This is a genomic window from Shewanella sp. SW32, from assembly GCF_025653365.1.
Classification (GTDB): domain Bacteria; phylum Pseudomonadota; class Gammaproteobacteria; order Enterobacterales; family Shewanellaceae; genus Shewanella; species Shewanella oncorhynchi.
In genome coordinates this window covers 1-6,601 of the sequence record NZ_JAKKSJ010000074.1, presented here as the reverse complement: position 1 = coordinate 6,601, position 6,601 = coordinate 1, and the positions used below count along the sequence as shown (strand labels likewise).

The window sequence follows — 6,601 nt, the reverse complement described above, 5'->3', positions numbered from 1 at the left end:
GAGTCGTCGCGGGAATTGTTGGGATAACGCACCAATGGAGCGTTTCTTTAGAAGTTTGAAATCTGAGTGGATACCCGCAAGTGGTTATGGGAATTTTACAGAAGCAGATAAAGAGATCACAAATTACATCACTGGATATTACAGCGAGACTAGGCCCCATCAATATAATGGTGGGTTAACGCCAAATGAGTCAGAACGTTTATATTGGAATGACTCTAAAACCGTGGCCAATTTTACTTGACCACTACAGTCACTAGCACTATTGAAGTTGAACATCTCACGTAACATTGTTTCGTCCTGAGCAAAAGATTTCCAAATGTATTTCTGGGCAAGACATTAGCACCAAATGATAAGTCCCAGCACAACCGATGCTAAAATAATTTAACTTAGGCCATCATGCAAGCAAGGGGGAAGACAAGCAAGAGCACGGATTGCCGCGGAGCTGCGGGCGGAAACCCCTAAATACTGGGATATGAAACCTTACGATGAACCAAACACTCGTCGCATCATGAAAAGCGATAATAATTGTTAGGTATTTACAGAGATTAAAGCCGCGGAAGCGTTTGTTCATTCCTAATAGACGATAAACGCCGGTGACACATGCAAGGAATAAATTGAATTGAAGACAAATCTGAGAGAGTTAAATGCTATTCAACCCGCTCCGCTGAGTGACTTTGTATTGCGGAACCTATTCGACATTGAAATTGAAATGGGGTGGAAAATTGAAAAGCTCAATTGTGAGGTTACCCGTGAAACGGTCCCATACTCGCTAATAGTAGGCCATGATTTTACGATGGTTTCAGCTATTACTTGGGGAGAATTATTAGATGGCCATAGTAACTCAAGAATGTCGGATTACTTAAAGCGTCTCGAGGAATCACAGAAGTATTTTTGTGATGACAATTGGCCCAAAGATGCCGGAGTTTGGCTCGCAAAACTGGATGGAAAGTATTACTTGGCTGGTGGTAAACACCGCGTGACGATTAATTACTTTCTACGCCATTTCAACATTGAAATCTTCAGTGACTCAATCGTGCTCCCAAATGTTAAAGTCCTTCAATACAAGCTCTTGTAAGAACAATCAATAAAGGTTGAAGATTATGCAAATTGGCCAAAAATTTTTTGCAGTTTCAGAAGCATATTCATTTGAGGATTTAGACAGTTCTCTAGTTGAATTTCCAGTGCGACGTCGTGAGTTTGAAGTATTACCTAAACCAGAGAAAGTGATTACTGACGACGGACAGCACAAAACTATTGAGAACTAATTACCAGAACACCTTAAGTCTGAAGATTGGTTTTTGGTAAGAAGTTTAGAAACTGGCCGGAAATCATGGTTTAACCCTCACAATTATACGATTTCACTGCTCTAACAACGGCATTGTTATCATCGATAGCGGTACTTTCCTTTTGCAGCAGTGGATGTGACGCTATTTAGATGTTTTCGTATAACACACAAATAGTCATTACACTTTGGGCAGCGGTTGAGTAACGAACTGCCTTCAAAATCCAATTTACAAAATACACAGTGATATTTGCAGGTCTCCGTCTTAGCAATCTGCTCTTTAATTCTGTCTAATGTGGACTTGGGTGATTCGGCAGGTTTTTCTTTAGTTCGTTGATACTCAAGCCATGCGCTGCGTCTTGGGTTGTAGATCCAATGCTTCCCCTTGATAGATGACTCAACCCAATCCTGTAGCAACTGTTTAGCCGATTTTAGCCTGTGTGATTCGCTGAATAACTTCGCGAAATGAATTAATTCTAGCTCTAACACCGCCGTATGCTTGTCCTTTCGTAAGTCATCATATATCGGCGCTGGGCGCCCCGGGTGGGATATGTAAAGGCATAACTTACGTTCAGATACCGCTATAACCATGTCAACCTTCACATTATTAACATAGGTATCTTGCGCTAAATCCTTCAGTTCATAGGTGATTCTAGTGTTTTTAGTAATGACGTGCTTTTCGCCATCCAGGTCAACATCAAGAGGCGGCAACATTAACAGGCCTTGCTCCTTAAACAGCTGCTTAAGCATGTAGCGCACTGAGACATAGAACGAGAATTTACAAGCCTCAATTTCTTCCTTACTTACTTCTTTGCAGTCATGGGCAAAGTGGGGGGCATTAACCTCTCCCAGCCGAGCGAGTAAGGCTATGCCGCACGATGGGCAAACACAATCGCAGGACTTACCCCGAGTTGCTTCTTCCACATCGATATATACACCATCACTGCGTAAACCAAAGGGGATGAGGTTCATAATTACTTTCTTCTATCAAGCACCAGATGGATCATCAATCAATTTTGAATTTCGGTCATGTTTCATCTAAAACGGTACGAGCAGGGGTACTTGATTGTTCAGGATAGAATTTTTATTACTCTCCCACAAGGTCTGATCTAAATTTTCAAATTTTTTATAAATACTGCTATTATTACTGATTATTTATACAGTGGTTTGCAAGTATGAAACTCATAATATGCCATGCGAGTGCGGGAATTTCGGGTTTTCCAAGTCCTGCAGCGGATTACGTTGAATTACCCCTTAGTCTTGATCAGCTGCTTGTTGAGCATCCTAGCTCGACCTGGTTTGGTCGTGCTGCGGGCCGCTCAATGGAAGGGGTTGGGATCTATGATGGCGATATACTGGTGATTGACCGTGCTGCCAAGCGCCGCAATCTCTCTATTGTTGTTGCCAGCTATAACGGAGAATTTACCGTAAAGCTCCTTGATGAAAAGCGCCGGCTTCTGGTTTCGATTGATCAGCAGCAAAATATGACGTCCGTTTCTATCGATGATGCAGATACCTTCTCGGTGGAAGGGGTGATCATCAAGTCTATTCGACTTCATGAGCATTCAAGCTTACTTGAACAATATCTGAGTCAATCATGTACGGACTGATTGATGCCAATTCATTTTATGTGTCGTGCGAAATGGTGTTTAGGCCCGACTTGCGCGGACTTCCCGCGATTGTGCTCAGTAACAACGACGGCTGTTGTGTGGCAATCAACCGCGCGGCCAAGTCCGTTGGCGTGAAGAAATTTGCTCCTTACTTTGAGCAGCAACATCTATGTAGACGACATAATGTGCAGGTGTTTTCATCTAATTATGCACTTTATGCCGATCTATCGGCAAAAATGATGCAAGTGATCGGACGGTTTGCGCCCGAGCAATACGTGTACTCTATTGATGAGTCGTTTGTGTCATTTCAACACTGTGCAGCAATCCCAGATTTAAACGCCCATTGTACCCTGTTGCGCCGTGCTGTTTGGCGTGAGTGCCGTTTACCTGTTTGCGTGGGTGTTGGTGAGACATTAACCCTTGCGAAATTGGCTAATCATGCCGCGAAACAATTGGCTCAATATAAAGGTGTTTGCGTTATTGATAACGATGCGCAGCGTATTGAGATATTAAAATCGATGCCAGTTGATGAGGTTTGGGGGATTGGCCGCAAACTAACGGTAAAACTGGGATTACTGGGTGTGCATACTGCCTATGATTTGGCACAACTGGCGCCGAAAGTAGCACGACAACATTTTTCTATCGATGTAGAGCGAACAGTGCGAGAACTCAATGGGCAGATCTGTAAAACGTGGGATGTCACCAAAGCAGATAAGCAGCAAATATTTTCCACCCGCAGCCTAGGCGAACGAATATGTACCCGGGAACATTTACACCAAGCGTTAGCAAAGCATGCCGCAATTGCCGGTGCGAAGGTTCGAGAACAAGGCTCATTGTGTAAAACAATGGTCGTGTTTGCTGCCAACTCGACACATGATCCACAGCCTATGTATTTTAAAAGGCTTGTTCAGTTTACTTGTGCCACTGATGACAGTCGTGAACTGTGCGCCGCGGTTAGCCGCGAGCTATCAAACCTCTATCGCCCTGGTGTGCGCTATTACCGTATTGGTGTAGGCCTGATTGATCTTTGCCCTAAAACCTCAGTGCAATATGACTTATTTAATGCGCCCAAGAGCGACCCTAACTTAATGAAAATCTTTGATAGTCTGAATAATCGCTATGGCCGTGATGTGTTGTATATTGCTGCACAGGGGAGTGATCAGCATTGGACTATGCGCCGAGAATTTCTATCGCCTCAATACACTACTCGTTGGTCCGATATACCGACGGTTAAAGCGTAACAGGATTCTGTGACGTTATGGCCATCGGCTAAGCACCACTGAAACGAGACTGGATGATACGGCGCCACTACCGGTTTGCAGTGTTGGCCATTTTTGCCCCTTCCTGATTTGCCTAAAGCAATCCCTAGGTGCTTTAATAGGATAATTCCAACCGGTAGGAGAAGTTTATGCTATTCAAACCCACTGCGCATTCACGTCGCTTGCTCCCAAAGTATCTCACCGCGGCCGTCCACAGCATTTTTGAAATGCGCGATGACACAGCACTCCCGTTAGGGGCCTTTTTCGACAAATTAGGAACAGAGACATGGCTCCACCAAGACGGCTTTTGGTATGCCCCTGTCGATATCCAGCAATACGAGCGCCGCGACATCGATCAGGCCATTGTTGCTCTCTTCCGTGAAGGCATACTCTCCGGTACCCCGTTTCGCACGCCTGCCAACAAACTAATCGAATTTGAGCTGATGGACCCGAATATAGAAGCACTATTGCCACGCATGAGAGACGTTTTCGCCCGATAACGAATTAGGTTGTGCTTATATGGCGCCGGTTAAGTAGCATTAAGTTTGCTAGATCCTGAATGAGATATTATTTTTAATGAGTAGTCCCTATTACTCATTGAAAAGGAATTCACGATGCATACGACGCGAATCGCTGCCGCCATTTTGTTACTTTCTGGCTGTACAAGTACCCTCAAGACAACAGTCGTTACAATTAGCAACTCTGACAACGCTAAATATGCCCAACAAGGACTTGTCTACTACTTACCGGCATCGAGTCAAGTTGTCACGCTGACTCACAAGCTGCTTTATTGTCAAATGAACAAAGGTATACTTGATTTTGATTATCAGACCACAGCGACAGTCAAACAAACTGCTCACCCCGATCTCACTAAGGTGTTCGTAGTAGACCCTGAAGAACTGCATGAATTTACCAAAGACTGGGGGATGACAGTGTTTATGCATCCCAATGGGCTCCTTAAGTCTTTTGCAACCAATGCCGATGATAAATCTATTGAGTTGGGCATGGCCGCCGTGAAAACCATTGTCAATATTGCAGCCATTTCTCAAGGAATACCAATCTCATTAGCCAGTCCTCCAAAGGAGATAGTAAAAAGTTTTGAACCCAAAGGGATGTGTATTCCCGAACTCAGCCAAGAACCTATTGTGTCGGTAGTGATGGATTCACTCACGGCCACGGTGCTAAGTAAAACTACAGAGCTAAATAAACAGCAGAAGAAGTTAGCTGCAGCCAAGGGGGATACCACTGTACAAGAGCAAGCGGTACTTGCCGCACAAAAAGCGGTTTCGCAGGCCTCTTTAGCCCTCGAGAAGTTCCAGAAGAAGATCACTCTGCAGCGCGAATACACCTACGATACGGCGAAAATTGCAGATGCCAGCATTGAGATCACTAACAGACTGGAAGACTTCCTTCCATGGGTTTACTCTAATGATTCCAGCCGCAGGAATTACCTCGCTGAGAATATGGCCGTCAAATACAGTTTCAAGTTAAGCATTGAGAATACGGCTTCAAATTATCAGAAGAAAGAAACAACGGTCCAGCCGAAAAATGATTATTTTGGGTTGTATTATTCAACTTTTGGCACGCGCCAGCTTAAACTAAATCGTACGGAAAAAGGTAATGCATCCGCAGGGTCCTTGCTGTTCAGTGGGTTTATTACCGCGCCAGAGTTTGGCTATGTGGCCATACTGCCATTCAAGAATCATCTTGGGGAAAGCAACTCTTTTACCGCCAATTTTGACAGTTCAGGCGGGCTGACTGACGTTGTCTACGGCACCGTGCGCACAGGTTCAGAACAAGTGACCGCAGCCTTGTATGAAGCAACCGATACCTATAACGAATATACCAAAGGGAGACAAACTACCCGGGAGGCTGACAAGCAAGAGTTCCAGACATTATCGATCCATGCTCTATCGATCGCGAATAGTACCTACCAAAATCTGACAGTCGATCAATTAACCGCTCGTGCTGGCATAGTCCGAACGCTGCTAATCAAGCTGGGAGACACCGAACAGGGTAGGGAAGCTATCACTTCCTTAGCGATGAACATCGATAATGATAATCTTATCCAACTTGCTAACGCTCTGTGATCCAACGGTCGGCTTTAGTGAACTGAAACTGTTGAATCCCTAAAGCGTCCACATAATGAGGGAATATTGTTTTTCGTACCGCGTGGACACAGGCAGGCCGAACTCGGAAACGATGAATTTAAAGTACAAAAAAGCGGAGCCAAAGGTTCCGCTTGTGCGTTATTTATCTGAATAATCATATTTTCGCGCTATTAGTATGGATATTCTGTCTTGTCCGCGAGTGTCAAGAGAACACAGGGGGGACGATTTCTATCATTACTGTGCGAAAACAAAAAGCTTCCAACGAATATCACCCTGCGCCGACGTGTGCTGATGGTGATTTTGTGGGGGGATTGTTTTCCCTCCGGCAACGGTTACTTC

8 protein-coding genes are annotated in these 6,601 nt (G+C 44.6%); 7 read left to right on the top strand and 1 reads right to left on the bottom strand.

Annotation, left to right across the window (positions count from 1 at the left end; translation table 11 throughout):
* From L5M28_RS23660 to L5M28_RS23650, 3 genes are all read left to right on the top strand, one after another.
* Positions 1 to 241 (top strand): integrase core domain-containing protein (locus L5M28_RS23660; RefSeq protein WP_263147013.1); only part of this gene is annotated, 241 nt, incomplete at its 5' end.
* Between the two features lie 378 nt (positions 242 to 619).
* Positions 620 to 1,075, top strand: coding sequence for a hypothetical protein (locus L5M28_RS23655; RefSeq protein ID WP_263174699.1), 456 nt, complete (start codon positions 620 to 622; stop codon positions 1,073 to 1,075).
* 25 nt (positions 1,076 to 1,100) lie between these two features.
* Positions 1,101 to 1,265 carry a hypothetical protein gene (locus L5M28_RS23650; protein ID WP_263174700.1) on the top strand — a complete coding sequence of 55 codons (165 nt, stop codon included), beginning with the start codon at positions 1,101 to 1,103 and terminating at the stop codon, positions 1,263 to 1,265.
* A 119-nt stretch (positions 1,266 to 1,384) separates the two neighbouring features.
* Here the strand turns inward: L5M28_RS23650 and L5M28_RS23645 are convergent, their stop codons facing one another.
* The gene (locus L5M28_RS23645; protein WP_263174701.1) at positions 1,385 to 2,254 is read right to left on the bottom strand and encodes a hypothetical protein; all 870 of its coding nucleotides are present in this window, start codon (positions 2,252 to 2,254) and stop codon (positions 1,385 to 1,387) included.
* 203 nt (positions 2,255 to 2,457) lie between these two features.
* Between L5M28_RS23645 and umuD the strand changes: the two genes are divergently transcribed.
* The 4 genes from umuD to L5M28_RS23625 all read left to right on the top strand — a co-directional run bounded on the left by umuD (position 2,458) and on the right by L5M28_RS23625 (position 6,241).
* Entirely contained in the window at positions 2,458 to 2,892 is a 435-nt protein-coding gene (umuD, locus tag L5M28_RS23640) for a translesion error-prone DNA polymerase V autoproteolytic subunit (RefSeq protein WP_263174703.1), read from the top strand.
* On the top strand, positions 2,880 to 4,133 hold the full coding sequence (locus L5M28_RS23635) for a Y-family DNA polymerase (RefSeq protein ID WP_263174704.1): 1,254 nt from the start codon (positions 2,880 to 2,882) through the stop codon (positions 4,131 to 4,133). Before umuD ends, L5M28_RS23635 begins: the two co-directional genes overlap by 13 nt.
* 167 nt (positions 4,134 to 4,300) lie before the next feature.
* The gene (locus tag L5M28_RS23630; RefSeq protein ID WP_263174705.1) at positions 4,301 to 4,651 is read left to right on the top strand and encodes a hypothetical protein; all 351 of its coding nucleotides are present in this window, start codon (positions 4,301 to 4,303) and stop codon (positions 4,649 to 4,651) included.
* A 114-nt stretch (positions 4,652 to 4,765) separates the two neighbouring features.
* Complete coding sequence (locus tag L5M28_RS23625; RefSeq protein ID WP_263204519.1) at positions 4,766 to 6,241, top strand: hypothetical protein; 1,476 nt, start codon at positions 4,766 to 4,768, stop codon at positions 6,239 to 6,241.
* Positions 6,242 to 6,601: the final 360 nt, after the last annotated feature.